At 69.7% G+C, this 23,547-nt stretch carries 29 protein-coding genes; 18 read left to right on the top strand and 11 right to left on the bottom strand.

Annotated elements, in window-relative coordinates; all coding sequences use genetic code 11:
* Positions 1-88: 88 nt before the first annotated feature.
* On the top strand, positions 89-1,450 hold the full coding sequence (locus tag G406_RS0104605; RefSeq protein WP_037075128.1) for an FAD-dependent oxidoreductase: 1,362 nt from the start codon (positions 89-91) through the stop codon (positions 1,448-1,450).
* On the opposite strand, the gene G406_RS44605 is transcribed toward G406_RS0104605, so the two are convergent.
* Positions 1,392-2,135: a flavin reductase family protein gene (locus G406_RS44605; protein ID WP_064742844.1), complete on the bottom strand. Its 744-nt coding sequence runs from the start codon at positions 2,133-2,135 to the stop codon at positions 1,392-1,394. The two genes, G406_RS0104605 and G406_RS44605, sit on opposite strands and share 59 nt — an antisense overlap.
* Positions 2,136-2,174: 39 nt before the next feature.
* A complete protein-coding gene (locus G406_RS0104595; RefSeq protein WP_037075126.1) occupies positions 2,175-2,843 on the bottom strand; it encodes an alpha-ketoglutarate-dependent dioxygenase AlkB family protein in 669 nt (222 codons plus the stop codon).
* 56 nt (positions 2,844-2,899) lie between these two features.
* Between G406_RS0104595 and G406_RS0104590 the strand changes: the two genes are divergently transcribed.
* From G406_RS0104590 to G406_RS53645, 3 genes are all read left to right on the top strand, one after another.
* Positions 2,900-3,385, top strand: coding sequence for a hypothetical protein (locus tag G406_RS0104590; RefSeq protein WP_051341606.1), 486 nt, complete (start codon positions 2,900-2,902; stop codon positions 3,383-3,385).
* A 37-nt stretch (positions 3,386-3,422) separates the two neighbouring features.
* Positions 3,423-4,325 (top strand): LLM class F420-dependent oxidoreductase, encoded by a 903-nt coding sequence (locus G406_RS0104585; protein WP_028932908.1) that lies wholly within the window; start codon positions 3,423-3,425, stop codon positions 4,323-4,325.
* A gap of 105 nt (positions 4,326-4,430) precedes the next feature.
* Complete coding sequence (locus tag G406_RS53645; protein ID WP_028932907.1) at positions 4,431-5,024, top strand: Rv1733c family protein; 594 nt, start codon at positions 4,431-4,433, stop codon at positions 5,022-5,024.
* Positions 5,025-5,648: 624 nt separating this feature from the next.
* On the opposite strand, the gene G406_RS0104575 is transcribed toward G406_RS53645, so the two are convergent.
* Together G406_RS0104575 and G406_RS0104570 are read right to left on the bottom strand one after the other, a co-directional pair.
* A complete protein-coding gene (locus G406_RS0104575) occupies positions 5,649-6,440 on the bottom strand; it encodes a TIGR03084 family metal-binding protein (RefSeq protein ID WP_028932906.1) in 792 nt (263 codons plus the stop codon).
* A gap of 96 nt (positions 6,441-6,536) precedes the next feature.
* Positions 6,537-6,803, bottom strand: coding sequence for a hypothetical protein (locus G406_RS0104570; protein WP_028932905.1), 267 nt, complete (start codon positions 6,801-6,803; stop codon positions 6,537-6,539).
* Between the two features lie 244 nt (positions 6,804-7,047).
* Between G406_RS0104570 and G406_RS0104565 the strand changes: the two genes are divergently transcribed.
* Complete coding sequence (locus G406_RS0104565) at positions 7,048-7,272, top strand: hypothetical protein (protein ID WP_028932904.1); 225 nt, start codon at positions 7,048-7,050, stop codon at positions 7,270-7,272.
* Here the strand turns inward: G406_RS0104565 and G406_RS0104560 are convergent.
* The 5 genes from G406_RS0104560 to G406_RS0104540 all read right to left on the bottom strand — a co-directional run bounded on the left by G406_RS0104560 (position 7,269) and on the right by G406_RS0104540 (position 12,443).
* Positions 7,269-8,507, bottom strand: a complete 1,239-nt coding sequence (locus G406_RS0104560; RefSeq protein WP_028932903.1) for an SAM-dependent methyltransferase — start codon at positions 8,505-8,507, stop codon at positions 7,269-7,271. The genes G406_RS0104565 and G406_RS0104560 overlap by 4 nt on opposite strands.
* Before the next feature lie 5 nt (positions 8,508-8,512).
* Positions 8,513-9,880, bottom strand: a complete 1,368-nt coding sequence (locus G406_RS0104555) for an FAD-binding oxidoreductase (protein ID WP_051341604.1) — start codon at positions 9,878-9,880, stop codon at positions 8,513-8,515.
* A gap of 132 nt (positions 9,881-10,012) precedes the next feature.
* Positions 10,013-10,633, bottom strand: a complete 621-nt coding sequence (locus tag G406_RS0104550) for a malonic semialdehyde reductase (RefSeq protein ID WP_028932901.1) — start codon at positions 10,631-10,633, stop codon at positions 10,013-10,015.
* Positions 10,634-10,764: 131 nt separating this feature from the next.
* Complete coding sequence (locus G406_RS44595) at positions 10,765-11,376, bottom strand: TetR/AcrR family transcriptional regulator (RefSeq protein ID WP_037075125.1); 612 nt, start codon at positions 11,374-11,376, stop codon at positions 10,765-10,767.
* The gene (locus G406_RS0104540) at positions 11,373-12,443 is read right to left on the bottom strand and encodes an alpha/beta fold hydrolase (RefSeq protein WP_028932900.1); all 1,071 of its coding nucleotides are present in this window, start codon (positions 12,441-12,443) and stop codon (positions 11,373-11,375) included. The genes G406_RS44595 and G406_RS0104540 overlap by 4 nt, the downstream gene beginning before the upstream one ends.
* Positions 12,444-12,488: 45 nt before the next feature.
* Here G406_RS0104540 and G406_RS0104535 point away from each other — a divergent pair, with 45 nt between their 5' ends.
* A complete protein-coding gene (locus G406_RS0104535; RefSeq protein ID WP_028932899.1) occupies positions 12,489-13,631 on the top strand; it encodes an acyl-CoA dehydrogenase family protein in 1,143 nt (380 codons plus the stop codon).
* A 14-nt stretch (positions 13,632-13,645) separates the two neighbouring features.
* Entirely contained in the window at positions 13,646-14,317 is a 672-nt protein-coding gene (locus tag G406_RS0104530; RefSeq protein WP_028932898.1) for a M15 family metallopeptidase, read from the top strand.
* A 6-nt stretch (positions 14,318-14,323) separates the two neighbouring features.
* On the opposite strand, the gene G406_RS0104525 is transcribed toward G406_RS0104530, so the two are convergent.
* Positions 14,324-14,767 (bottom strand): hypothetical protein, encoded by a 444-nt coding sequence (locus G406_RS0104525; RefSeq protein ID WP_028932897.1) that lies wholly within the window; start codon positions 14,765-14,767, stop codon positions 14,324-14,326.
* 90 nt (positions 14,768-14,857) lie between these two features.
* On the opposite strand from G406_RS0104525, the gene G406_RS0104520 reads away from it, so the two are divergent.
* The 11 genes from G406_RS0104520 to G406_RS0104470 all read left to right on the top strand — a co-directional run bounded on the left by G406_RS0104520 (position 14,858) and on the right by G406_RS0104470 (position 22,498).
* On the top strand, positions 14,858-15,457 hold the full coding sequence (locus G406_RS0104520; protein ID WP_084215769.1) for an RNA polymerase sigma factor: 600 nt from the start codon (positions 14,858-14,860) through the stop codon (positions 15,455-15,457).
* Positions 15,454-16,053, top strand: a complete 600-nt coding sequence (locus tag G406_RS0104515) for an anti-sigma factor (RefSeq protein WP_156934678.1) — start codon at positions 15,454-15,456, stop codon at positions 16,051-16,053. Before G406_RS0104520 ends, G406_RS0104515 begins: the two co-directional genes overlap by 4 nt.
* A gap of 115 nt (positions 16,054-16,168) precedes the next feature.
* Positions 16,169-16,639 carry an Asp23/Gls24 family envelope stress response protein gene (locus G406_RS0104510; protein ID WP_028932894.1) on the top strand — a complete coding sequence of 157 codons (471 nt, stop codon included), beginning with the start codon at positions 16,169-16,171 and terminating at the stop codon, positions 16,637-16,639.
* Positions 16,636-16,911 carry a hypothetical protein gene (locus G406_RS0104505; RefSeq protein ID WP_028932893.1) on the top strand — a complete coding sequence of 92 codons (276 nt, stop codon included), beginning with the start codon at positions 16,636-16,638 and terminating at the stop codon, positions 16,909-16,911. Before G406_RS0104510 ends, G406_RS0104505 begins: the two co-directional genes overlap by 4 nt.
* 65 nt (positions 16,912-16,976) lie before the next feature.
* A complete protein-coding gene (locus G406_RS44590) occupies positions 16,977-17,207 on the top strand; it encodes a hypothetical protein (RefSeq protein ID WP_169736599.1) in 231 nt (76 codons plus the stop codon).
* On the top strand, positions 17,204-17,383 hold the full coding sequence (locus tag G406_RS0104495) for a hypothetical protein (protein WP_028932892.1): 180 nt from the start codon (positions 17,204-17,206) through the stop codon (positions 17,381-17,383). Before G406_RS44590 ends, G406_RS0104495 begins: the two co-directional genes overlap by 4 nt.
* Positions 17,380-17,760: an Asp23/Gls24 family envelope stress response protein gene (locus G406_RS0104490; protein ID WP_051341600.1), complete on the top strand. Its 381-nt coding sequence runs from the start codon at positions 17,380-17,382 to the stop codon at positions 17,758-17,760. The genes G406_RS0104495 and G406_RS0104490 overlap by 4 nt, the downstream gene beginning before the upstream one ends.
* A gap of 13 nt (positions 17,761-17,773) precedes the next feature.
* Positions 17,774-18,319 carry a DUF6286 domain-containing protein gene (locus G406_RS0104485; protein WP_028932890.1) on the top strand — a complete coding sequence of 182 codons (546 nt, stop codon included), beginning with the start codon at positions 17,774-17,776 and terminating at the stop codon, positions 18,317-18,319.
* Positions 18,316-18,915 (top strand): hypothetical protein, encoded by a 600-nt coding sequence (locus G406_RS0104480; RefSeq protein ID WP_028932889.1) that lies wholly within the window; start codon positions 18,316-18,318, stop codon positions 18,913-18,915. The genes G406_RS0104485 and G406_RS0104480 overlap by 4 nt, the downstream gene beginning before the upstream one ends.
* A gap of 351 nt (positions 18,916-19,266) precedes the next feature.
* Positions 19,267-20,790: an HNH endonuclease signature motif containing protein gene (locus tag G406_RS0104475; protein ID WP_084215768.1), complete on the top strand. Its 1,524-nt coding sequence runs from the start codon at positions 19,267-19,269 to the stop codon at positions 20,788-20,790.
* A 106-nt stretch (positions 20,791-20,896) separates the two neighbouring features.
* Positions 20,897-22,498, top strand: coding sequence for an alpha/beta hydrolase (locus G406_RS0104470; RefSeq protein WP_169736603.1), 1,602 nt, complete (start codon positions 20,897-20,899; stop codon positions 22,496-22,498).
* Here G406_RS0104470 and ligD read toward each other — a convergent pair whose 3' ends face one another.
* Positions 22,499-23,527 (bottom strand): non-homologous end-joining DNA ligase, encoded by a 1,029-nt coding sequence (gene ligD, locus G406_RS0104465; protein WP_051341599.1) that lies wholly within the window; start codon positions 23,525-23,527, stop codon positions 22,499-22,501. It lies immediately after the preceding gene.
* Positions 23,528-23,547 lie beyond the last annotated feature (20 nt).

Raw genomic sequence — 23,547 nt, 5'->3', positions numbered from 1 at the left:
CTGACCTGGCAAGGTGGAGTGTGCGCGCCACCACATCGGTCGGACCACCACACGACCGAACGCCTGCAGTGACCGGGAAGTGACCTGAATGGATGCACCAGGGAATCCGTTGACCGTCGCGGTGATCGGCTCGGGGCCGTCCGGCTTCTACGCGGCCGGCACACTGCTCGAGCACGATGAGCTCGACGCCCGGGTGGACATGTTCGAACGGCTCGCGACGCCCTGGGGTCTGGTGCGGTTCGGGGTGGCACCCGACCACCCGAAGATCAAGTCGGTGTCGTCGGTGTACGCGAAGATCGCGGCACTGGAGTCGTTCCGGTTCTTCGGCAACGTCGAGATCGGCACCCACATCAGCCACGACGAGCTGACCGAACGCTACGACGCGGTGATCTACGCCGTAGGCACACAGGGCGATCGCACGCTCGGCATCCCCGGTGAGGACCTGCCGGGCAGCGTCGCGGCGGTCGACTTCGTCGGCTGGTACAACGGCCATCCCGACTACGCCGACCTCAGTTTCGACCTGAGCAGCGAGCGCGCCGTCGTCGTCGGCAACGGCAACGTCGCGCTGGACGTGGCCCGCATCCTCTGCTCACCGTACGAGCGCCTGGCGAAGACCGACATCGCCGACCACGCACTGGAAGCACTGCGCGACAGCAACATCACCGAGGTGCTCGTGGTCGGGCGCCGGGGCGCGGCGCAGGCCGCGTTCACCACGCCCGAGCTCAAGGAGCTGCCCGAGTTCACCGAGTCCGGGGTCGACGTCGACCCCGAGCAGCTCGCCGAGGTCGACGAGGATGCCCTGTCCCGGGTGGCGAAGCGCAACGTCGGGGTGATGCGGGACTACGCGGCCGGCGACACCGAGCTCGGCAAGCGTCACATCACGCTGCGGTTCCAGCGCTCGCCGATCGAGCTGCGCGGCGACGGCCGGGTCGAGGAGATCGTGCTCGGTCACAACGAGCTGCGCACCGCCGAGGACGGCTGGGTCAGTGCGCACGACACGGGCGAGCGGGAGACCGTCGAGACCGGGCTGGTGCTGCGTGCGGTCGGCTACCGGGGGGTGCCGATCGACGGCCTTCCGTTCGACGAGCGACGGGGCATCATCCCGAACGACAAGGGCCGGGTGGTCGGCACCGAGCGCGAGTACGTGGTCGGCTGGATCAAACGTGGTCCCACAGGGATCATCGGCACGAACAAGAAGGACTCGGTAGAGACCGTCAACCAGCTCCTGGAGGACCTGGCGGCCGGCACGCTCCGTCGCCACGAGCGCGACGGCACCGTCGACATCGAGTCCTGGCTGGCGCAGCGCCAGCCCGACCTGGTCACCGAACAGGGCTGGCAGCTCATCGACGCCGCCGAGCGCGCCGCCGGCGAACCGCACGGCCGCCCCCGGGTCAAGATGTGCGACCTGGACGCCCTCCTCGACGTCGCTCTGAGCCGAACCCGCCCGTAGAACCGAGGTCGGGGGTTCGGTAGAGGGACTCGGGCACCGTCGCCAGACGTGACGGGGCCAGCTCGTTCGGGGCCAGACCGTAGAACCGCTGGAAGCTCATGATCAGCGGGCGCCAGCGGTCCGGGTCGATCCGGTCGGGCTCACCGGAACACAGCACCGACGGATCGGCATGCACCCGCAGGATCCGGGTTTCCAGGATCAGCGACCGGCCACGCCACTCCGGGTTGTCCTCCGCCATCGCGTGGTCGGCGGCGAGGACCGCCTCCAGCTGGACCGGGCACTCACGGACCCGGGGAACGTCGACGAGGTCCGAGGCCTGGGCGGTCGCACCGGCCACCCCGAACTTGTCGCGCTCGTGCCGGTAGCCGCGCCGGCCCTTGCCCTCCGGGACCGGGTCCGAGCCGGTGGTCAACGCAAGTCCGTCGACCATCGCCGTCTGCCGGTCGGACGGCAGGTTCAGCACGCACTCCCCGGTGCGCAGCAGGTTCTCCGTCGTCTTCGAGCCCGACGCCAGCCCCAGCACACAACGCCAGCCGAGCCACCACGCCGACGACATCGGGGCGAGGTTCACCGACCCGTCCTCGTTGCGCGTGCTGATCAGCACGACCGGTGTGCCGAAGTACAGGATCGGCGGCTCGGTCACCAGGTGGTCGGATGTCCACGCGTCCTCGAAGTGTGTCTGCACAATGTCGAGAACACCAGCGCGCGCCGGCCGGTTGCACCGCTACGGAGTGTCCGCCAGCCCGGACACCCGCAGGGTGATGTTCAACCGGCCACGGGGCAGACCGATGTCCGGATCACCCGTTCCCGGCAACGTCTTGGGCACGCCGTGATAGGCCAGTCGGGACGGTCCACCGAACACGAACAGGTCGCCGGAGACAAGCGGCACGTCGGTCCACGGACGGTTGCGGTTCTCCGTGTTGCCGAACCGGAACACGCAGCTGTCCCCGAGGCTCAGCGACACCACCGGCTCCCGGCTGCGTTCGTCCCGGTCCTGGTGCAGGCCCATCCTGGCGGTGTCGTCGTAGTAGTTGACCAGTGCCACGTCCGGCCGATACGCCTCTCCCACCGCCTCGTCCTGGTAGGCGTCGGCGACCGCTCGGCGTCCCAGCTCGGCCAGCCACTCCGGGAACGGCGTGACCGGCGAGCCGTCGCCGTCGTCGATCGTGCGGGAGTAGCGGTACGGCACCCAGTGCCAGCCGAGACACAGGGTGCGCACGGACATCACGCCACCACCCGGCAGCCGGGTCGCCCGCAGCCGGCCGGGCGGCCGGGCCCATTCCCGGCAGGCGTCGACCAGCCGCCGTCGGCCGGCGACATCGAGCCAGTCCGGGACGTGCACGGCGCCCTCGGCCACCGTCGTCCTGTCCCTCGGTATCAACGCGTCAGTCATCTCGCGCTCCAGTGTGGCGCCTCCCGTCACTCGCATACCGGTGGGATGCTTGGCCCATGGCAACACTCGAGCAGCTGACGCCGCGAGTCCGCAACCCGATCGCACGCCGCGACTCGGCGGCCGTCACGGGTTCGGTGGCGGTGACTCGTTCCGTGGCCGTCGCCGGCTCGGTGGCCACCACCGGCTCCGTCGCGGTCAGCGGCTCGGTCGCCACAGCGGGCAGCGTCGCGGTCACCGGGTCCGCCGCCACGGCGGGCAGCGTCGCGGTGGCGGGCTCGGCGGGCACCGCCGGCAGCATCGCCGTCGCCGGGAGCCTGCTCACCGCGGGCAGCATCGCGGTGGCGGGCAGCATCCTGGCCTGGCTGTCCATCGCCATCGTCTCCTGCATCGGCATGCTCGCCTGCCTGCGCTGCACGTCCTGCATCGGCTGCGTGGCCTGCGTGAACTGCACCGACTGCATCGGGTGCGTCGGCTGTGTGAACTGCTCCGGCCTGCGCGGCGTGGTCGGAGCGCGTGATGTTCATGTGACGCCGGCCGACTGACCCAGCGCCTCGCGCACACCGAGGTTAGGTTCGGGCCATGGCTGATCATGAGCGATTCGACATCCCCCGGATCGGTATCTGGACCGGTGCGCTCGACACCGTCCCGGCGAGCCGTTCACAGGAGCTGGCCGCCGAGCTGGAAGAGCTCGGCTACGGCGCGGTCTGGCTGCCCGAGGTGGCCGGGCGGGACCCCTTCGTCCACCTCGCGCTGATCCTGTCCGCCACGGACACGCTGATCGGCGCCACCGGCATCGCCAACATCTGGGCCCGCGACGCGGTCACCACCTCCGGCGCCGTCAAGGGACTGACCGAGGCGTTCCCCGAACGCGTGCTGCTCGGGCTCGGCGTCAGCCACCAGAACCTGGTCAGCGACCTGCGCGGACACAACTACAACAAGCCGCTCACCGCGATGCGCACCTACCTCGACGGCATGGACAACGCGCCCTACCTCGCGCAACGCCCGACGACCCCGGTCCGCAGGGTGCTCGCCGCGCTCCGGCCGAAGATGCTCGGCCTCGCCGCCGAACGCACCGACGGGGCACACCCCTACTTCGTCACCCCCGAACACACCGCGAAGGCCCGCGAGACCCTCGGCGCCGCTCCGCTGCTCTGCCCGGAACAGGCGGTCGTGCTGGAAACCGACCCGGAGAAGGCCCGCGCCATCGGCCGCGAGTACACCAAGGTCTACCTCGGCCAGCCCAACTACGTGAACAGCATCCTGGAGCTGGGCTTCACCGAGGACGACCTCGCCGACGGCGGCAGCGACGCCTTCGTCGACGCGCTGGTGGCCTGGGGCGACGCCGACCGGATCGTCGCCAGGGTGCGCGCCCACCTCGACGCCGGCGCCGACCACGTCGCGGTGCAGGCGCTGCCCGCCGAGAAGCGCGGTCTGCCCGACGAGCAATGGCGCGAACTAGCCGCACCGCTGAGCTCACTCTGAGTCCAGCGGGCGTGACGCATCTCGCCCCATGTTTCGCTCACGTTTCGTCGACGTGTCCCCCGGCGCTCCGGAATGCTGGAAGCTGGATTTAGGGAGAGTGAAACCATGCGCGCCGGCCGCGAGCGTCGTAGTCAGTCACAGCAAGAGCGTTTTCCGAAACGTGGAACCGACTGGGCCGAGGACGCCGCCGCGTGGGTGCTCGCGTCCCTCGGCCTGATCGCCGCGGTGACCTCGCTGTTCATCGGGATGCGGGTGCACGGCGACCTGATGGACCGGGCCGAGCACGAGGCACACACCCGCAGCTCCGTGAACGCCCAGCTCACCGAGGACCCGACGCCCCGCATGCCGGCCCGCATCGAGCAGGACGCGCCGCTGACCGCGAAGGCCCCCGTCCGCTGGTACGACAGCGGCGGCAACCTGCAGGTCACCCAGGCCGACGTGCCCAGCACCGACCACGCGGGCGACACGATCGTCGTCTGGACCGACCGCGACAACCACCTGGTCCCGCCGCCCACCAGCCCCTACGACGCGGTCGCCGCGGGCTACGTCTCCGGAACCATCCTGCTGTTCGTCAGCATCGCCACCCTGATCGCGCTCTGGTTCGGCATCCGCAACCTGACCTGGCGCCGCAACGAACGCCGCTGGGAGAACGACTGGGCGGTCGTGGAACCCCGCTGGAGCGGGCGGGCTGTCTTTTAGGCCTGGTTTCGCGCGGAGTTTTTCTGTGACCACCCCCTCGGCTTCGCCGTCGGGGTACTCCCAGAAAAACAAGCCGACTTCGTCGGCCGAGCGCGCGCTTGTCTGGTTGCGTTTTGCTTCGCCTGGTGCGTTTTTTGCAGTGCTTCGCACTGAACCCCCTTGCGGGGAGACTTGCGGAGCCAGCTGTGTGGGTGGCGTGGTCCCGCTGGGTTTGCATGATCAGCACGGTGTGGTGGCTGTTTTTCGCGTGGGATCAGCCACCAGCCCGTGGTGATCATGGAAACGGGCGACACCGCGCACCGCGTGGTCACACCGCGCGGTGTGCACAAGGCGCGGCGTGGACGGGAGGTGCGCGGTGTCACCACAGTTGATCACCAGACAGGCGCACTGCACCCCGAGGGGCGCGGCGCAGCCGTGACCGCACTTGGCGCCGCAGACTTCCCCCGTCCCCGCGATCCTGGCCCGCACTTGGCGTGGTCGGGCGGGGTCAACCCTGAAACCTCGCCCCCGAACATCGGACAGCCGCGCAGGCGGGCGAGGCCGGCGTCAGCCGGGGGTTGACGCCGCCCGACCACGCCAAGACACTGATCGGCCAGCGGGGACAACGCCTCGCAACCCCAGACCTCAGGCAGGCAGCGGATCCCGCCCCTTACCAGGCTCCCCGGCGAACGCCTGGGCGATGGACATCCACTCGGTTGCCACCGGCCCCGACACGGACAGCGACAGATCATCCCGATGCCGGCGCTGGGTCACGAGCAGACAGAAATCGAGAGCTGAGCCAGTTACCGTGTCGTCGGCGTCCGACGGGCCCCAGGTCCACAGGTCGCCACTCGGTGAGGTGAGCTCCACCCGCACCGGCGAAGTGGGAGCGGTGCGGCCGTGCAGCGCGTAGCTGAACGGGGCCGCACGGACGCCGATGTGCGCGACGTGGCGCAGCCGGTCGGTCGGCTCCCGCACGGCGCCGGCCGCATCGACGACGTCCTGGCCGTGCGCCCAGGTCTCCATCAGCCGCGCGGTCACCGACGAGGCCGCGCTCATCTCCGGGCCGTACCACGGCACCCGGGTCGTCGGGTCGAGCGCGGCGAACACCTCGATCAGTCGCGCGCGCGACCGATCGAACCACGCGAGCAGCTCGGACGCCGGCATGCCCCGGTACTGCTCGGCGATGCTGTCCGGGGACACCCCGCCCTCCGCGACGAGCGCCAGGAGCTTCTCCCGGAACGCATCCGGGTCGGTGGCAGACAGGATCGCGGTGTCATCGAAGTAGGCCAGGTGGCTGATCTGGTCCCGCACCGCCCACCCCTGTGCCGGCGTCGCGCGCTCCCAGCCGTCGGCGTCCAGCTCCACGAGCACCGCGCGCAGCGCCGCGGTCTCCTCCGCCAGGTCCGTGGTGAGCTGGTCCATTCCGACCGGCATTGCCGTCCTCCCGGGTACTTCGCGTGGTTCGCGGGCTCGACCGCCCACGGCATCATCGCTCAGTACGCCCCGGTCCGCGCGGCGGCGCCGAGGTGGTCAGCTGGGGCGGGACCGAATGCAGATCCGCCAGGCGACCGCCATGCTGCCCAGGACGACCGAGGCGACCATCAGCGCGGCGAACGCATCCGGACTGTGTGAGGCGAGCGCCACACCGAAGCCGAACACCAGCGCCGCCACGAGAATGCTCACCAACAGCGCCATCCGGCGGCGCTTCGGCTCGATCATGCCGACACCGGCGTCCTCGTGCCGAAGCTGCTCGACGATCCCGTCGAAATCCGCTCGTTCCTTGGGGGTCAGCGCCATGGCGGCATCTCCTCGGTGTACGCACGGGCGCCGGCGGCGTCACAGACAGCTGCGTGAACCGCAGGGAGCGTGCCCGATCGAGTGGATCAGTGAGTGAGCGGCGGCCACATGAACCCCACTCAACACGCCGATGTTACCCGATCGTGATCACGATATTTCACGCGCCCCCCTATCGAGGGACGGGCTGCCTCTCAGGCAACCCCACCTGGGCCGCCATCACACCCGACCTGACAAGCTGGGCTCCGTGCGCAACAACGCTGCCCAGCCGACCATCGGCCACGTCATCATGTTCGCCGCGGCCGCGGCCGGCTGGCTGATCCTCTTCCTGATCAATCTGACGCTGTTCACGCCCAGCGCGGGCTGGTGGATTCGCGCCGTGTTCAGCGGAATCCTGCTGGTCGCCTCGCTGGTGTTCGCCGTGGTGCTCTGGCGGCGGGTCAACCGCAACAAGGCGGCAGACCGCTCCTAGCTGCCCCAGTCCGGGCGGATCGGCATGGACGCCGCGCCGTTCTCCCCGAGCCGGACACCCAGTACCTGGTGCAGCTGGATGTTGTTGCGCTCGAAGCCGAGCTGGCACGCGGCCATGTAGAGCCGCCACACCCGGGCCCGCTGCTGCCCTACCTCGCGCACGGCCTCTTCCCAGTGGTCGTCGAGGTTCTCACACCATGCGGCCAGCGTGCGGCCGTAGTGCTCACGCAAATTCTCCTCGTGACGGACCTCGAAACCGGCCGCGTTCATCTCGTTGACCAGCCGCCCGACGCCGTGCAGCTGACCGTCCGGGAACACGTACCGGTTGATGAAGGCGTCGACCTTCTTCGGCCCGTTCGGAGTCGGCTGGGTGATGCAGTGGTTGAGCAACCGGCCGCCCGGCTTGAGCTTGCCGTACAGCGATGCGAAGTAGGCGGGTAGCTGGGCCTCGCCGATGTGCTCGGTCAGACCGATCGAGGACACCGCGTCGAAGTCGGTCTCCTGCACGTCGCGGTAGTCGAGGTGGCGGACCTCGGCGAGCTCGGTGAGCCCGCGCTCGACGATCTCCTTCTGCGCCCATTCGGCCTGCGCCCGCGAGAGCGTCACGCCGAGTGCCTTGACGCCGTGTTCCTGGGCGGCGTGCATGACCATGCCGCCCCACCCGCAGCCGACGTCGAGCAGCCGCATGCCGGGCTTCAGACCGAGCTTGCGCGACACCAGCTCGAACTTCGTGCGCTGGGCGACTTCCAGGTCCGGCTGGTCGTCGGGGAACACCGCACAGGTGTAGGCCATCGAGGGGCCGAGGACCCACGAGTAGAACAGGTTCGACACGTCGTAGTGGTGCGAGATCGCCTTGGCGTCGCGCTTCTTCGAGTGCAGCCGCCCGTGCGGCCGGGCCTCCACCGGTGGGATCGGCGCGCGGTGCAGCAGGCGGTACCGCAGCAGAGTCCTGGCGAGCCGGAGCTGTTCGTTCCTCGGGATCGAGTACAGCGTGATGTCGGCCAGCTCCGTCAGCACGGCGTGCATCGGTCCGTCGACCTCCAGCGCGCCGGTCACATAGGCCCTGGCCAGACCGAGTGACCCAGGCGCCGAGGCAAGATAGGCCAGCGCCCGCGCGGAGCGGATCCGCAGGCCGAGCTCAGCATCGGGCGGGCCCACCGCGCTGCCGTCGTAGGCCGTGATCCGGATGGATGCCTTCGGCCCGATCAACCCGTGAAACAGCTCCGCTACCCGCATCGTTCTCACCGCTCCCGTACGCACTTATCGTAAAGATCCGGTAACCGGCCACCCGGGTCATAACTCTTCTTCAGTTCCGTATATGCCGGTCCGTTGTAGTTCTGCCAGAACTCCTCAACCGTGTAGTAGGAATCCGAGTACAACGACTTGTGCCCGTCGAGGTCCGCGACCAGCTCCTCGATCCGACGGTTGTGGGTTCCCATCGGCTGGCCCTCGCCGAGCGCCACCGCCGACCAGAACCCGACGTTGACGTACAGCCGGTCGGGCTCCATGGGATAGAGCGGCCATCCGGACGGCTCGCGCAGCTTCACCGGGCACAACCACACCGGGCTGATCCCGATGTCGCGGTGGAACGCGTCGAGGAACTCGGCCAACCGCTCGACCGGCACCTCGATGTCCTGGATGACGGGCTCTTCCGGCGGCAGCCCCTGCCAGCCTCGGACGCGGCCGCTGAAGCCACGACGCCGGTCGAGCGCCACCAGCTTGCGGTAGACGTCCGAGCGCCGGTAGCGGTCGGGCCAGAGCCTGCGGATCACCGGGTGCTGCGCCCCGAGCGCCCGCGAGCACCAGAACCAGTCGGTGTCCCAGCGCCAGATGTAGTCGCGGGTGGTGAGCACGTCCTCGCGAAGCCGCTGGATGGACCGGTAGTAGATCTGCTGGCCGGTGTAGTCACTGGCGGCCCGGCCACCCGGTGCCTCGTCGGTAAACCGGCCGAGGGTCAGGTACTGCTCGCCCGCGTCGAAGACGGTGCCGTCGATGAAGTCGATCGGGGTGCCCTCGTAGCTGCCGTCCCGGCAGATCGTGGCGATCGCCTCGGCGCAGCTCGCCGCGTCGGGGAACGGCAGGTGCCGCAGCGCCACGTACCGCTTGACCGGCTGCAGCTCGACGGTCAGCGACACGGCGTAGCCGAGTGTCCCGTATGAGTTCGGCAGGCCCCGGAACAGGTCGGCGTGCTCGTTGTCCCGCGTCGCGGTGATCAACCGGCCGTCGCCGGTCAGCACCTCGATCTCGATCACCGACTCGTGCGCGAGCCCGTTGGCGAACGACGAGGACTCGATACCGAGCCCGGCGAGGGCCCCACCGACGGTGATGGTCTTCAGCTGTGGAACCACCATCGGCATCAACCCGTGCGCCAACGTCGCGTCGACGAAGCGTTCATAGGTGGTCATGCCCTGGACCTTCGCGGTCCGGGCGACCGGGTCGACCTCCAGCACCTGGTCCAACGCACCCACGTCCAACCTCGCGATCCGCGCTCCGTCGGAACGGAACCGGAAGAGGTTGGACGTGGGCTTCGCCAACCGGACTCGCTGCCCTTCGGGCACCCGCGCGTAGCGGGCTCGTAGATCGGCGGCGGCCGCCTGATGCACCGTCATCGCACTCACACAGCTGACGCTAATTGCTGAAGGCATCAGATGCATAGTCTTTCTAACGATCTCGTCGGGCACTGTTGGTCACTACTAACTTGTCGGGCGAATCCCACTGTCCAAACAGGGGACAGAGGTGTATCAGACGTGTGCGACGACCTGGTCGTAGCTCAGCCGGGGCAGTCGGTCGAACCAGGCGTTCTCGCCGGGGTGTCCGATGTTGATCACCTGGATGGTCTTCCAGCGGCCGTCGCCGAAGAACTCCTTGTCGATGCCGTCGCCGTCGAAACCGAGCATCGGGCCCGCCGCGAGCCCGGCGGCGCGCACCCCGAGGATGAAGTAGCCGGACTGCAGGATCGCGTTGTAGCGCGCGTGGTCCGTGCTGGCCTGCTCGTTGGACTCGAAGTACTGCGCCATCTCCGGCTTGATCGGGAAGACGGTCGGGATGTGCTCGTAGAAGCGCTGGTCAGCGGCCAGGACGGCGACGACGGGGGCAGCCTCGGTCTTGGCCTTGTTCCCGTCGGCCATGTGCGCGACGAGCCGCTCGCGGGCCTCTCCCTTGCTCACGAACAGCACCCGCAACGTCTGGGTGTTGGCCGACGTGGGTGCCCACTTGGTCAGCTCGTAGATCGCCCGCAGCTGCTCCTCGGTCACCGGCTCGTCGGTGAACGAGTTCGCCGTGCGCGCTTCGGTGAACAGCAGCTTGCGCGCCTCGGGGTCGAGCGCGAGCAGTTCTGCGTAGTCGGAGGATACGTCGGTCATCGGGGCTCCTGGTCGAATCGAGCGGATCACGCGGGGGCGTCTCAACCCGAAAACTCGACCACACCCGGGAGCATTCCGCGAGGTGTCCGATACCACTCCATTGAGCGTTCAACCGATAACTTGAGAAATCCTCAGCCGGCATCCGTTGCGGCCATCGAGCACAACTGCGCCCGCACCCCCGGCCAGATTCGGGCGACGTCGTGCCCGCGATCGACGAACTCGAGCAGGATCAACCCGCGCAACGCCGCCAGTACGGTCGCCAGGAACGAGCGGAAGTCCGGTCGCGCCGCCAGCTCGGGGGCGAGCTTCTGACAGAACACCATGGTCCTGCGGGTCAGGTCGTTCTCGAAGTCCCCGAGCTCGGCGCGCAGCTCCTCGTCCGTGCGGGCGGCCAGCCACAGCTCCATCAACGCCGGGTAGATCCGGTCGGTGTGCAGCGCCCAGAGCTGGTCCAGCAGAGCGAGCTGCGCCTGTTCCAGGGTCAGCTCGGGGCTGAGCGGCTCGATCACCAACTCCGCGCCGAACCGGTTCGCCACGTGCCTCAGTGCCGCCACCACCAGCTCGGCCTTCGTGCTGAAGTGATGCGCCTGCGCTCCCCTGCTGACCCCCGCCCGCTGCACCACCGCCGCTGTGGTGAGCCCGGCGTAACCCTGCTCCAACAGGCACTCGACGCAGGCCTCGAGCAGCGCGGTCCTCGTGGTCGCCCGCCGTTCGGCCTGGGTACGACGTGGTTTGGCGGTCATGTGAGCCGATCGGCGATCTCGCTGGCCACGTCGTGTTTGTCCAGGAACTCGTCGAGATACGCCCACGTGGTGGTGCGCGACCGGCGTCCGGTCAGCACCCCGAGGTGACCGCCGGGAGCCGTCTCGAACCGCACCTCGGGCGCGCCGGTCAGCAGCTCCGTGCCCCTGCGGACCGCGCGCAGCGGCGCGATCACGTCGTTCTCCCCCGCGACCACCAGCACCGGCACCCGTACGTCGGCGAGGTCGATCCGGCGACGCCCCAGGTCGAGTCCGCCGTCGGCGAGGTCGTTGGACCGCAGCATCAGGTGATAGATCTGGCCGAAGGTGCGACCGGGATAGCCGTGCATGTGGTCCATCAGGTAGTCGACGGCCTCGATCTGCTCCAGCACGTCCCGATCGTCGAGCTGCGACAGCACGGTCAGCGGCTTCGTCAGGTACTTGTCCACGGTCGAGAGCTGGAACGCCCACTTGACCACAGGGGCGGGCACGCTGCCGAGCGCCTGGTAGATCGACGACACGACCCGGCCGCCGGTGATCGCCGCGAGCGGACGCAGCGGCGCCACCAGAGGCACCGACCCGACGTCGAACGGGCTGGCGATCGCGGTCACCGAGCCAACCGGGAGGTTGTCCCGGTCCGCGCAGGTGAGCAGCGAGAACAGCCCACCCAGACACCAGCCGACCAGCTGGACCGGCGCGCCGCCCACGTGCTCGCTGACCCGGTGCGTCGCCCGGGGCACGACGTTCTCCACCCAGAACTCGATGCCCAGCCCTCGTTCGGAGAACGAGATGGGGCCGTAGTCCACGAGGTACACGTCGCGGCCGGTGCCCAGCAGGTGCTCGACGAGGCTGCATCCCCTGCGCAGGTCGTAGGCGAAATCGGGCGCACCCAGCGGCGGGATGAGCAGCACCGGCAGCCCACCGGGCTCGCTCCCGTCCTCGGGCAGGTAGCGGTAGACCGTCGCGTTGGGCGCGTAGTCGATCACTTCCCGAGGCATTCGCCGCAGGTCGGCGAGATGGCCGGCCACGGCTCGGTCCCGCACGTTGGCGGCGGCGCTCAGGAAATCCATGCCCGGATGTTACCGGCAGCTGCGCATGTATGTGACACTCGGCGTATGGAGCGGAACATCTTCGACGATGACCACAAGGCTTTCCGTGAGCTCGCGCGCACGTTCATCGAGCGCGAGATCGAGCCGCATCACGAGCAGTGGGAAGAGGACGGTCAGGTCAGCCGCGAGGTGTGGCTGGCAGCGGGCAAGGCGGGCCTGCTCGGCACCGACGTGCCGGAGGAGTTCGGCGGCGGCGGGGTCGAGGACTACCGCTACAACGCGATCATCACCGAGGAGCTGGTGCGCGCCGGCGCCAGCGGTCTCGGCTTCCCGCTGCAGAACGACGTCGTCGCGCCCTACCTGCTGCGGCTGGCCAACGACGAGCAGAAGCGCCGCTGGCTGCCCGGGTTCTGCTCCGGCGAGACCATCACCGCGATCGCGATGACCGAGCCGGGCACCGGCAGCGACCTGCAGGGCATCCAGACCACCGCGGTCCGCGACGGCGACGACTTCATCCTCAACGGCGCGAAGACGTTCATCACCAACGGCATCATGTCCGACCTGGTCATCGTGGTCGCCAAGACCGACCCGGACGCGGGCAGCAAGGGCTTCAGCCTGCTGGTCGTCGAGCGCGACATGCCCGGCTTCGAGCGCGGCCGCCGGCTGAAGAAGGTCGGGCTCAAGGCACAGGACACCGCCGAGCTGTTCTTCACCGACGTCCGAGTGCCCGCCGCGAACGTGCTGGGTGAGCTGGGCAGCGGCTTCATCTACCTGATGCAGAACCTGCCCCAGGAGCGACTGTCGATCGCGGTCGGCAGCGCGGCCGGCGTCGAGCAGGCGCTTGCGGTGACCGCCCAGTACACGAAGGACCGGCACGCGTTCGGCAAGCCGATCGGCGCTTTCCAGAACACCCGCTTCGAGCTGGCCGAGATCGCCACCGAGGCACAGATCGCCCGCGTGTTCGTGGACCGCTGCCTGACCGAGCACGTCGCGGGCAACCTGTCGGTCACCGACGCGGCGATGGCCAAGTGGTGGACCTCGGACCTGCTCAAGCGCACCGTCGACCGGTGTGTGCAGCTGCACGGCGGCTACGGCTACATGCTGGAGTACCCGATCGCCAAGGCGTTCCTCGACGCGCGTGTCCAGTCCATCTTCGGCGGCACGAATGAGATCATGAAGGAGATCGTGGGTCGTAGTCTGTTCGCCTGAGGAGGCGCGCGAGCGTGAAGCCGAACCGCCTGGTGGTCGCCCTCCTGCTCGCGCTCACCTCGGTGGTGGTGACCACCGCGTGCGCGGATGCGTCACCACCCGCCGAGGCGCTCGGTCCCTACGCGGCACACATCGGTCCGGTGGACGCGCAGCGGCTCGGCGCGAGCTGGCGGCCCGGCTGCCCGCTCGGGCCGGACCGGCTCCGGCTGGTGAGTCTGCGCTACGTCGGCTTCGACGGCCGCGAGCACCAGGGCGAGCTCGTGGTCGCCGACTCGGTGGCCCAGGAGACCGCGGACATATTCGGTGAGCTCTACGCCGCGCGGTTCCCGATCGAGCGGATGGAGACCGTCGACCACTACGGCGGCGACGACGACCGCTCCATGGCGGCGAACAACACCTCGGCGTTCAACTGCCGCCCGATCACCGGCGGCACCCAGTGGTCGAACCACTCCTACGGCACCGCGATCGACATCAACACGCTGCGCAACCCGTACGTCGCCGCGTCCGGAGCGGTGTCCCCGCCGGAGGGGAAGCCGTTCACGGACCGGACGCGAACCGATCCCGGAGTGATCCACGCCGGCGACACGACCGTGCGTTCGTTCACCAGCCGTGGGTGGACCTGGGGCGGCACCTGGACATCGCCGATCGACTACCAGCACTTCGAGAAGGGCGCCCGCGCGAGGTGAACGGCCTCAGCGGGTGAGGCCGGCGCAGGTGCGGTCGGCCGTGTCCAGCGCCGAGGCCAGGCGGGTGGGGTCCAGCTTCACCGGTGTCTGCGCCAGGTCGGCTCCGGCCGGGAGGCCGGCCTGCCCCTGCGCGTCCAGGTCGTCGAGCGAGGCCACGACCTCGCGCATCGCGCCCGCCACCGCCGGATCCGGCGCGGCCGAAGCCCGCTGAGCGGCATCTCGGGCGGACAGTTCGATCAGCGCGACGAACGGCACCAGCACCGGCTGGGCGCGCATCGCGTCGATCGGTGTCCTGGCGCCACGCGCGGCGTGCGTATAGGTCTGGCAGAACGGCGCGTTGGCCGCCGCACGCGCGGCGGCGTCCTGGCCCGGCGGCGGCGAGGAGCAGCCCGCGAGCCCCAGTCCCGCCACCAGACAGGTCCGCAACAGGATCGAACTCGGGGTGGCCATCGGCCGCAGACTACTGTCCGTGCGCGGCGGTGTGATGCACCGGACACTCCCGTGGTGAGATGACCGCGCCACCGACCCGAGCCGTGCGAGGTGATTTCGGTCGAGACCTGGGCGCCGAACAGCCCTGCCGCCGGCACCGACCATCTCGTGCTGGCGGCGGCCGCTCGCGGGGACCGCGCCGCCTTCGACCTGCTCGTCCACCGCCACACGCCGAGGATGTACCGGGTGGCGCTGCGCATCGTGGGTGAGCCGGCGGACGCGGAGGACGCCGTCCAGGACGCGTGGATCGCCGCGTGGCGGGCGTTGCCTCGCTACCGGGGCGACGCCGCGCCCGCCACCTGGTTGTATCGGGTGGTCACCAACGCGGCACTGGGCACGCTGCGCAAACGCAAACCGACCGCCACGCTGGACGGGATCGCCGACGGCGAGCGGATGATCGACCCGGCGCCCGGCCCGGAAACCGCGGCGGTGAGCGCCGACGACGCGGCGAGAGTGCACCGGGCGCTGAACACTCTGGAGCCTTCGCAACGGGTCGCGCTGGTCCTGCGGGAGTTCGAGGGCCTGTCCTACGAGGAGGTGGCAACGGTGCTCGAAACCACCGTGGCAGCGGTTCGATCACGTCTGCACCGAGGACGGGCCGCGTTACTCACCGCACTGGCTTCGGACGAATCGGGATGGGGGCCGAGATGAGTCCCGTGGACATCGATCCGGTGCTCGCCTGCGGCCGGTCGGCCGGCTACCTGCGTGACCTGGTCGCCGACGAGGCCACCGACGGACCGGAGGCGGCACGAACCCATGCGGCCCCTGGGGACCTGGAGCACCTGGACGGCTGCCCGTACTGCGCCGAGCAGCTCGCGCTCCTGCGCAGCCAGTGGACCCTCGTGCAACGGACCGCCGCCGCCCAGGTGCCGGTGCCGAACGAGTTGATCTCCCGCACGCTGGCCACGGTCAACGCGCTGCGCGGCCAGCAGTCGGGCGACCACGTCGAGATCGACCAGCACGGCGGTCAGCTACGCGTCCGCGACCGGGTCATCGTGCTGCTGGCCAGGGCACTGGCGCACGATCTGCTCGTCGAGCAGGCCAACGGTCAGGCGCGGGTACTGGCGGTCAGGGGCGACCACGACGCGTTGACCGTCGAGATCGCGTTGCCGTACGGCACTCCGATCCGTGTGCTGGCCGAGCGGCTGCGTCTCCAGCTGATCGACGCCCTCGGCGTGCAACTGGGGCCGGCGGCGCCGGCCGTCTCGGTGCACGTCGCTGACCTGCCACGTTCCACGATCGGGTGACATCGCGAGATCATTCGCCGACTCCGGGCATCTGACCTCATGACAGCGTTGATCGCCGGTGGGAACACCGGGCGGCCGCTGCCCGAGGACGATCCAGCTCAGGAGGAGAACCCACATGGCCGAGAGCCCGCAGACCAAGACCCCTGGCACGGTACCGAGCCGTCTCGCCGAGGACACGAGCCTGGGCAAGACCACCATCGCCGCATCGGTGGTGCAGAAGATCGCCGGTATCGCGGCCCGTGAGATCGCCGGCGTGCACTCCATGGGCGGCGGGGTCTCCCGCGCCTTCGGCGCACTGCGTGAGCGCATTCCGGGCGGAACCGGAACGACCAACCTGGCGGGCGTCGCCGTCGAGGTCGGTGAGAAGCAGGCCGCCATCGACCTGGACATCGTCGTGGAGTACGGCGCCTCCATCGTCGAGCTGGCCCGGGCCGTCCGGCGCAACGTGATCGGTGCCGTCGAGCGGATGACCGGGCTCGAGGTCATCGAGGTCAACATCGCGGTCAACGACATCCACCTCCCGACCGAGGACAACGAGCAGGTCGCCGAGATCACGCCGACGGTGCCGTCCTCCCGGGTCGAATGACCGATCCCGAGGCGGTGCTCGCGCAGCGGATCGCGGTGGCCGTCCTCGCCCACCCCTCGGTGGTGCGCCTGGACAGTGGCCCGCTCAACGCCATCGCCACCTTCCTGCCGGACGAGCGCCTCGCCGGGGTCCACGTCGCCGAGGGGATCGAGGTCGGCGTCGTGCTCGGCATGGCGCGCCCGCTTCCCCAGGTCGTCGAGGAGCTGCGCCTCCAGGTGTCGGCCCTCGCCGGAGGCGCTGCCGTGGACGTCACCGTGGCCGGTATCGAATGACCGGGCCGGACCGGATCGCACTCAGGTCGGCGGTCCGGGCGTTCGTCCGCACTCACCATCCGGACGTGGGTGGTGATCCACAGGTGTTCACCGCCGGGCTACGCAGACTGCGTGAGTCCGGTGGTGGCGCCGCCGGGTTCGTCGCCGACGACGACCCTCGGCTGAACGTCCCGGTGACCATCGTGACCACGAGGTCCAGGGCACTGACCTGGCTCATCAGACTGGGCAGACGGATCCGGCTCCGGCTCACCCACGCGGCCAAACGCCGGACCGACAAGAGGAGCAACCCCAGATGAATGCGTCCCGGACCGGCCTGCTGGCCGGTCTCCTACTCGGTATCGCCGCCGCCGTCGGCGGGTTCATCGGCTTCCTGATCGCGCTCGTGCTGGGTGCGATCGGCCTGATCGTCGGCCGTGTGCTGGACGGCGAGCTGGACATCAACGCGGTCATCGGGCGAGGTCGAGACCGATGACGATCACCCCGGAGCTGACCGCTCCGCCGGGAACCGAACCCGCTGAACGCGGCCGGCTCGACATCAGCCCCACGGTACTACGCAAGATCGTCGAGCACGCCGTCGACGGCGCACCGGGAACACTTCCCGGCACCCGCAAGGTGGCGGGCGTCGGGGTCGGCCAGACCGGCAGCACCGCGAAGGTCGCGGTCGGCGACGATCTCGTCGACATCAAGCTCGACCTGGTGGTCCGATACCCCGGCTCGGTACCGAAAGTCATCGAGCAGCTGCGGGAACGAGTCATCGCCGAGGTGGACCGGATCACCGGCCACCGGGTGCGCATGTTCGACGTGACCGTGTCCGGGCTGCACCGCGAGCAGACCTCGCGCCTGATCTGAGTGGAGTACGACGATGCGAGTTCTGCTGCGGGTGCTCTCGCCGCTGCTCGGGCTGGTGGTCGCGGCGGCCGGCGCGATGCTGGCGGTCGAGGTGGTAGCCGCGTGGCTGCTCGGCGACCGTCCCGGCTACACCGGTCTGCTGCTGCCCTGGGGCACCTGGCGGGCCGTTCTGGAACAGATCACCTGGCGCAGCGTGCTGATGATCGGCTGCAGCGTGGCCGTCGCCGTGATCGGGCTTCTGCTGCTGCTCGTCGCGGGCACCGCCCGGCGACGGGACATCGCGCTGACCGACCCCGCTGACGAGATCTCGGTGACCGCGTCGCCGAAGGTGCTCGCCCGGCTGGTCGGGCAGCGGGTGCGCTCGACCGACGACATCACCGCGGCCTCGGTCATCGCCTCCGCACGGTCGGTGCGGGTGCAGGCGATCGGTCGGGGCGAACGTCCCTCCTCGTTGCGTCCCTCGGTGCGCACCAGGGTGGACGAGCTGCTCGACGATCTGCCGCTGGCACGCCGGCCCAAGGTGTCGGTGTCGGTGCGGGCCGAGCGGGGTCTGCGATGAGCCGCCGGTCACGCCGCGCCCTCGCCCGCTCCGCTCGCGCGGAACGGTCGCTCCTGGCCCTGCTGGGGATCGTCCTCCTCGCACTCGGGGTCTTCGGTGCCCTGGTCGGGTTCGGGGTCTTCGGCGACGGCCGATCCAGCCGGCCGGTGGTCGACCCCCTCGCTGTCGGTTTCCTGCACGACAACGCTCTCGTCGCCTCCGTGGCCGCGATCGTGCTCGGGGTCGTGCTGGTCGTTCTCGGGCTGACGTGGGTCGCGCGGACGCTTCGTCCTGAGCGGCGGCCCGATCTTGTGCTCAGCTCCGGTGAGGCCTCTTCGCTGCGGGTCACGGCTGGGGCAGCGGCCTCGGCGGTGAAGGACGATGCCGAGCGGCTCGACGGGGTCACCCGGGCTTCCGCCCGGTTGGTCGGTCGGCCTTCCGCTCCGGCTCTTCGAATGACGTTGTGGCTGACCGATGGGGCTGATGTTCGTACCGTGTGGCGGGATCTCGAGGAGTCGGTGCTGTCTCGGGTTCGGTCCTCGTTGGGGATTTCTTCCTTGCCTACCGCTATTCGGCTGGAGCTTGATCGGGTGGCTTCTCGGTCTCGGGTCAGCTAGGTCTTCTCTGTTCCGGCTGGCCTCCGGGGCGTCATCCCCGCTGGCTTCTGGGGTGTCATCCCCGCTGGCTCGACAGTGTCTTGGCGTGGCCGCCCGCTCTCAACCCCCGGCTTCGCCGGCCTCGCGCGGGTTCTTGGTTGCGCTGCCTCGGGGGCGAGGTTTCAGGGTTGACAGCGGGCGGCCACGCCAAGTGCTGGCCAGGATCGCGGGGATGGGGGTGGTGTGCGTTGCCGCCGTAGGCGCTGTGCGCGGCCTGCTTCGTGTTGTGGCTTGCTGGCCTGGATATATCACCCTTTTTGGCCTAGTCTCTGGCGCCGGTTTTTGTCGGGGGGCGCCCGTAGCGTCTGGGTTATGGCAGCGGCTGGTGTGGTTCCGGAGGGGTTGGCGTCGATGGCGCCAGGCCCGGAACTCGCCGCTGCCCTGGCCCGGATCGACCGGGTCTCGGTGTCCAACGGTGACCTCGTGGAGGTGCTGAAAGCTCGGTATCGCCTGCAGGCCCATGTGGCTGCCCAGCTCGCCGCGGACATCGCGGCGTTGGGTGGGCGTGACCCCGAAGCCGATCCGCGTGAGATCGCGTTGGTGGCTGAGCCGGGTCGGTATGTGGCTGATGAGTTGCGGGTGGCGTTGTCCTGGACCCGGCGTAAGTCGGATGCGGAGCTGGAGTTTTCCTGGCTGCTGCTCTCGCGCCTGCCGTTGGTGTTCGATGCCTTGGATTCGGGGTGGATCGATCTGCCCAAAGCTCGCATCTTCGCCACCTACCTGGCCGATCTACCCGACGCCCAGCGCACCGAAATCTGTCAGGCGGTGTTGCCCAAGACTCCGCCGTGGACGACCGGGAAGCTGGCCGCGAATCTGCGCAAGCTGGTCATCGGCTCCGATCCCGACCGTGCCCAGGACCTGTATGAGAAGGCCTTCGAGCGCCGCTCGGTGGTCGGCTACCTGAACGAGGACGGCACCGCCACCCTCTCCGCCTCGGGTATCGCCCCGGAGGACATGGCCGCCGCCTGCACCAGAGTCAACGCCCTGGCCCGCGCGATCAAACGGGCTGGGCATCCGGACAGGGTGGATCAGATTCGCGCGGACGTGTTCTGCGGCCTACTCGACGGCACCCTGCACGGTCTAGATCGCGCAGGGATCGTCGCCCACTTCCGGGGTGAGGCATCGGCGGGAAAGCCCCAAGGGATCGAGATCCGCGCCGAACTCGCCACCCTGCTCAACCTCAGCGAACGTCCAGGCGAGCTACCCGGCTGGGGACCCATCCTCGCCGCTAACACCCGCCGGACCGTTCTCCAGCAACGGGGCGGGTCGTGGACTTTCGCCGTCTGCGACGAACACGGCTACCTCCTGGTGCCCGGTGTGCTGCGCTCCCGCCCGACCCACGCCACCCGAGGGCGTGCCGGTGGCGCGGTCGAGCTGCAGCTCACCGCCGGCTTGTTGGCGGAACTGGTGAAGAACCCGCCGCCGGGATGGGAACGGGTGATCGCCGACATCGCCGCCCAAGTCGCCGCCTGGCCACAGACCCGAACGTCCATCAACTCCCGTCCCGGGCGCCGCTTCCCGGTCAGCGCACTCCGGCTCTACAGCCAGAGCCGCGACCGCGGCTGCCTCGGCCCAGGCTGTCGCCGCCCCGCACGGGAATCGGAGTTCGACCACACCATCGACTTCCACCACGGCGGCCCCACCACCGACACCAACGGCGGCCAACTCTGCGCCCACGACCACGACCTCAAAACCCGAGGCCGATGGCGCCTCCAACAACCCACACCAGGCCAGTTCCGGTGGACCAGCCCATTCGGCCAGACCCACCACACCCGGGGCGACCCGATCATCACCCCACCACCCTCCACACCGGGCGATGATCCACCGCCCTTCTGACCTGATTCGGCTTCAGGGCCGCCGGGCTTACCGAATTCTCACCCTCCGCCTAGCACCCTGTACCTTGCGGCGCATTCGGCGTCGCTCGACATTCCGGGAGACAGGCGTGCGCATTGCTGGTCGGCGACCTGGGCCGGCCGTGCTGGCGGTCGGTCTCGCCCTGGTCGCCGTGCTGGTGAGTTCCTGTGCCGTCGGGCCGTCCAGCCGTCCGCCGGTCGCGGTTCGGGGCGCGAGCGCGGTCGACGGGGCGCCCGAGGCGCCGCCGCCTCCGCCACCCGCGCACGGGCCGACGCTGCCCGTTCCGGACGTCGGGAACGCCGACGAGGCGGGGTTCCTGGACTGCACGGAGGACATCCAGCCGGTGCTGCCGGTGCCGGTCCCGGCGGATCGGGCGCTGCGCTACGAATGTTCCGACGTTCCGGTCGACTCGGACTACTCGATCGGCAGACGGCGGCAGTCCTCGATCGGGCTCATGCGGGTGTCGCTGAGCGACCAGCCGCCGGACGCCAGGCCCCCACTGCTGGTGCTGGGCGACAGCGACGGGGAGACCGGGACGCTGCGTGCCGCGCGTCTCGCCGCGCAGGTCCCGTTGTCGGTCCTGCAGCATTTCACCCTCGTCGGGATGGACCGTCGGGGCGAAGGCACCAGCCGGCTGGACTGCGCACCGCCCGATACCCGCAGTGAGCTGGTCGACGCCGACCTCACCGGCACCGGTCAGGCCGGGGTCGACATGCTGCTGGAAGAGGCACGCAAGGCCGTCCAGGAGTGCAGCCTCACCGAAGGCGACACACTGACCAAGTACGACACCGCGGACACCGCCGGTGACATCGAGCATGCGCGACAGCTGCTCGGGGTGCGGACCCTCGGCGGGATCGGGCTCGGCGACGGTGCCAGGGCGATGGCGGTCTGGGCGCAGCAGTCCCCGGCCTCGGTCGGCAGGCTCGTGCTGGACTCGCCGCCCGACCCGACCCAGGACGCCATCGGGGCGACCGATGCTCGGGCGTCGGCGTCCGAAGCGACGTTCGACGCGTTCGCCAGGGACTGTCAGTCCCGCGCCAACTGTCCGCTCGGCACCGACGCCAGAGCGACCCTCACCTCGCTGGCCGGTCAACTGCGAGCCCGCCCCATATCCGGTCCGGACGGGGAGCTACTCACGTCCGGGGCGATGCTGAACGCTGTGCTGATCGGGCTGGACGACCCGAGTGAGTGGCCCGATCTGGCCTCGTCGATCGGGGCGGCGCGCAACGGCGACGCCGGTGGGCTGCTGCGTCGGCTGGACCAGCTGCTCGGACTCAACGGCCGGTTCGACCTCGCGCTGGCGACCCGCTGCAACGACACCGCGCAGCGGGTCAACCCGCCGCAGCTGGCGAAGCTCATCGAGAAGTGGCAGACCGACCATCCGCTGTTCGGCTCGGTACTCGCGCAGCAGCTGCTCTACTGCTCCGCGTGGCCGGTCCCCACCGATGCCGCCAAGGAGGGGCCCGCGACCTCGGCGCCGCCCATGCTGGTGCTGGCCACCGCGCTGAGCCCCCGCGTGCCGTCGCAGGGCTACCAGCGCGCGGCCGACCAGCTGGCACCCGCGACGCTGGTGAACTGGCAGGGCGCGGGCCGGGGCGCCTACCCCCGCACCACATGCGTCACGAACGCGGTGGACAGCCTCTGGGTGCAAGGTACGGTTCCCCAGGCGAGCGTCCTCTGCCCGCCCTGATCAGGTCTTCTTCGCCCTGCTGGGCTGCACCCGCTTCGGCTCGCCCGGCATCTTCGGGTAGTCCGGTGGATAGGGCAGGTCACCCAGGTCGTCCTGGGTGTCCCGGTCGACCCACTCCAGGGCCGTCTCGAGACCGCCGGTGTGGGCGTCCATGTCCGCGTGCGGGTCGCCGCGCTCGGTGAGCAGACCGGGCACCGTGCGCAGGTCGAACTGCTCGGGATCGACGTCGGCAAGCTCGTCCCAGCGCAGCGGCAACGACACCGTGGCGTTGGGCCTGCCGCGCACCGACCAGGCGCTCGCCACCGTGCGGTCCCTCGCTGCTTGGTTGTAGTCGAGGAAGACCCGCTCGCCGCGCAGCTCCTTCCACCACTCCAGGGTCGCCTGTTCGGGCAGCCGCCGCACCACTCGCCTGCCGATCGCGATCACCGCGCGCCGGACCTCGGTGAACGTCCACTCGGGGCGGATGCGGACCAGGACGTGCACACCCCTGCCTCCCGATGTCTTGGGCCAGCCGACCAGACCTGCTTCCTCCAGGACCTCACGCAGCACCCCGGCCACGGTGACCGCGTCGTCGAAGTCGGTGCCGGGCTGCGGGTCGAGGTCGATGCGCAGCTCGTCAGGATGGTCGGTGTCGGCGCTGCGCACCGGCCACGGGTGGAAGTCCAGGGTGCCCAGGTTCGCGGCCCACGCGAGCACAGCGGGCTCGTGCGGGCACACCTCGTCGGCGGGGCGACCGCTCGGGAACGTGATGCGCGCGGTGCGGACCCACTCGGGTGCGCCCTTGGGCAGGCGCTTCTGGTAGAACGGCTCACCCTCGACCCCGTCGACGAAACGTTTCAGCGTCGTCGGCCGGTCCCCGATCGCACGCAGCAGCGGCTCGGCGACGCTCAGGTAGTACTCGACGACCTCGCGCTTCGTGATGCCACGAGCCGGGAAGTACACCTTGTCCGGGTTGGAGACCCTGACCAGCCGGTCCCCCTCCGGACCGGGCACGGTCAGCTCCACCGCCGGCGAACGCGTCGGGCTCATGAGGTCTCGCCTTCCAGGTC

This window comes from Actinospineispora spinosispora DSM 44797 (genome assembly GCF_000429025.1).
GTDB classification, from domain to species: Bacteria; Actinomycetota; Actinomycetes; order Mycobacteriales; family Pseudonocardiaceae; genus Pseudonocardia; species Pseudonocardia spinosispora.
Note: the sequence above shows the minus strand (reverse complement) of the source record. Positions and strands in the feature narration are given on the sequence as shown.

What these genes read in the sequence shown, in the direction of transcription:
- G406_RS0104585 (WP_028932908.1), top strand. Translation starts at nt 3,423, where the DNA reads ATGGCTGATCATGAGCGATTCGACATCCCCCGGATCGGTATCTGGACC.
- G406_RS0104495 (WP_028932892.1), top strand. Translation starts at nt 17,204, where the DNA reads ATGAATGCGTCCCGGACCGGCCTGCTGGCCGGTCTCCTACTCGGTATC.
- G406_RS53645 (WP_028932907.1), top strand. Translation starts at nt 4,431, where the DNA reads ATGCGCGCCGGCCGCGAGCGTCGTAGTCAGTCACAGCAAGAGCGTTTT.
- G406_RS0104605 (WP_037075128.1), top strand. Translation starts at nt 89, where the DNA reads ATGGATGCACCAGGGAATCCGTTGACCGTCGCGGTGATCGGCTCGGGG.
- G406_RS0104540 (WP_028932900.1), bottom strand. Translation starts at nt 12,443, where the DNA reads ATGGATTTCCTGAGCGCCGCCGCCAACGTGCGGGACCGAGCCGTGGCC.
- G406_RS0104555 (WP_051341604.1), bottom strand. Translation starts at nt 9,880, where the DNA reads ATGACGGTGCATCAGGCGGCCGCCGCCGATCTACGAGCCCGCTACGCG.
- G406_RS0104480 (WP_028932889.1), top strand. Translation starts at nt 18,316, where the DNA reads ATGAGCCGCCGGTCACGCCGCGCCCTCGCCCGCTCCGCTCGCGCGGAA.
- G406_RS0104510 (WP_028932894.1), top strand. Translation starts at nt 16,169, where the DNA reads ATGGCCGAGAGCCCGCAGACCAAGACCCCTGGCACGGTACCGAGCCGT.
- G406_RS44595 (WP_037075125.1), bottom strand. Translation starts at nt 11,376, where the DNA reads ATGACCGCCAAACCACGTCGTACCCAGGCCGAACGGCGGGCGACCACG.
- G406_RS0104590 (WP_051341606.1), top strand. Translation starts at nt 2,900, where the DNA reads ATGGCAACACTCGAGCAGCTGACGCCGCGAGTCCGCAACCCGATCGCA.
- G406_RS0104515 (WP_156934678.1), top strand. Translation starts at nt 15,454, where the DNA reads ATGAGTCCCGTGGACATCGATCCGGTGCTCGCCTGCGGCCGGTCGGCC.
- G406_RS0104525 (WP_028932897.1), bottom strand. Translation starts at nt 14,767, where the DNA reads ATGGCCACCCCGAGTTCGATCCTGTTGCGGACCTGTCTGGTGGCGGGA.
- G406_RS0104570 (WP_028932905.1), bottom strand. Translation starts at nt 6,803, where the DNA reads ATGGCGCTGACCCCCAAGGAACGAGCGGATTTCGACGGGATCGTCGAG.
- G406_RS0104485 (WP_028932890.1), top strand. Translation starts at nt 17,774, where the DNA reads ATGCGAGTTCTGCTGCGGGTGCTCTCGCCGCTGCTCGGGCTGGTGGTC.
- G406_RS0104550 (WP_028932901.1), bottom strand. Translation starts at nt 10,633, where the DNA reads ATGACCGACGTATCCTCCGACTACGCAGAACTGCTCGCGCTCGACCCC.
- G406_RS0104560 (WP_028932903.1), bottom strand. Translation starts at nt 8,507, where the DNA reads ATGCGGGTAGCGGAGCTGTTTCACGGGTTGATCGGGCCGAAGGCATCC.
- G406_RS0104505 (WP_028932893.1), top strand. Translation starts at nt 16,636, where the DNA reads ATGACCGATCCCGAGGCGGTGCTCGCGCAGCGGATCGCGGTGGCCGTC.
- G406_RS0104535 (WP_028932899.1), top strand. Translation starts at nt 12,489, where the DNA reads ATGGAGCGGAACATCTTCGACGATGACCACAAGGCTTTCCGTGAGCTC.
- G406_RS0104475 (WP_084215768.1), top strand. Translation starts at nt 19,267, where the DNA reads ATGGCAGCGGCTGGTGTGGTTCCGGAGGGGTTGGCGTCGATGGCGCCA.
- G406_RS0104575 (WP_028932906.1), bottom strand. Translation starts at nt 6,440, where the DNA reads ATGCCGGTCGGAATGGACCAGCTCACCACGGACCTGGCGGAGGAGACC.
- G406_RS0104490 (WP_051341600.1), top strand. Translation starts at nt 17,380, where the DNA reads ATGACGATCACCCCGGAGCTGACCGCTCCGCCGGGAACCGAACCCGCT.
- G406_RS0104595 (WP_037075126.1), bottom strand. Translation starts at nt 2,843, where the DNA reads ATGACTGACGCGTTGATACCGAGGGACAGGACGACGGTGGCCGAGGGC.
- ligD (WP_051341599.1), bottom strand. Translation starts at nt 23,527, where the DNA reads ATGAGCCCGACGCGTTCGCCGGCGGTGGAGCTGACCGTGCCCGGTCCG.